The 1,137-nt window shown below is 59.5% G+C and carries 2 protein-coding genes; both read left to right on the top strand.

Annotated elements, in window-relative coordinates; all coding sequences use genetic code 11:
* Positions 1-348 precede the first annotated feature (348 nt).
* On the top strand, positions 349-612 hold the full coding sequence (locus EOA28_RS36515) for a hypothetical protein (protein ID WP_126064570.1): 264 nt from the start codon (positions 349-351) through the stop codon (positions 610-612).
* Positions 612-1,137 (top strand): nucleotidyl transferase AbiEii/AbiGii toxin family protein (locus EOA28_RS36510; protein ID WP_128315878.1); only part of this gene is annotated, 526 nt, incomplete at its 3' end. The genes EOA28_RS36515 and EOA28_RS36510, both read left to right, overlap by 1 nt.

Genomic DNA, 1,137 nt, shown 5'->3' with positions numbered 1-1,137 from the left:
GGATCGTCGATGGTCGCGACGGTGAAGACGAAGCCCGGAAAGGCCTTGTTCAGGGCAGGGGAGAGTTCGACGTCGGCCGACTGCGGCTCTAAACCCGCTAGCACGGTTTCGACGGAAGCGGGGTCGGGCAGGCGGACGGGTTTTTGCTCGGTCATTCTCGGGCTCCGGCCGGGGGAAATCCCCGCTTTTTTCGTCAAGGGAACGCCGTGCGTCGTCGGCGGCGATCTTGGAGGGCGATTCTGGCTGATCTGGGTCACGAAAACAACGCTGACGTCGCCGACCGCCGATGGGTGCGGAAGAGGGCGGCAACTTGTGCGACAAGCCTGAAACGACTATCTTGCACGCATTATGAGCAAGCATCTGGGTTCAGTCCTGACGACGGTGAACGCGCCCTACAGTGATCAACTGGACGACGCGGCGCTGGCGCATTGCCTTGCTGATATCGAACTGGCCAAGCAGCATCCCGGTCATGTCAGCGCCTTTCTCGGCGAGGTCCCTCTCGCCCAGCAAGTCGAGTTCGCAAACGCGCACCACATCGCGGTCAACGACCTGAAGGCTTTTGCCGCCAAGTTCTCTGCCTGGTCCGGCGAGAGCTACCCGCTCGCCGCGTAATGGCTGGACATGATAGCCGACGCCCGTCCGAATGGCGGCGGCTCTTTCGCATTACTATCGACCTGATCGATCAGCTTCGCGAGAATGCCGGGGGCGATGACTTTGAATGGTCATTTGGCGGCGGAACGGCGATGATGATCCAGATCGGCCATCGCGAAAGCCATGACATCGATATCTTCCTCGACGACCCTCAATTGCTCGGATTCATTGACCCCTCCAGAAGCCATCTGCACTTCGAAACGATGCCATCCGACTATCTGGGTGACGGACTTCGGTTTCAGAAGTTCGCCTTCGAGGGAATTGGCGAAATCGACTTCATCGTTGCCGGAGCGCTAACAACGACGCCGTTCGAGACCCGTATGGTGGAAGGCAGGACGGTGCGTCTAGAAACCATTCCGGAAATTATCGCCAAGAAGGTCTATTTCCGGGGATCGGAAGCCAAACCGCGTGACATCTTCGACATCGCCGCCGCAGCCCGGTCGCAATTGGACGAGGTCGTCAACGCTCTGCGTGCGCTCCCAGAAC

Source organism: Mesorhizobium sp. M2A.F.Ca.ET.067.02.1.1, assembly GCF_004023285.1.
In the GTDB taxonomy this organism is placed as follows: domain Bacteria; phylum Pseudomonadota; class Alphaproteobacteria; order Rhizobiales; family Rhizobiaceae; genus Mesorhizobium.
This window is presented reverse-complemented; position numbering and strand designations above follow the sequence as displayed.

Bases quoted from the DNA above. Each gene is read 5' to 3' on its own strand.
- EOA28_RS36515 (WP_126064570.1), top strand. From the start codon at position 349: ATGAGCAAGCATCTGGGTTCAGTCCTGACGACGGTGAACGCGCCCTAC.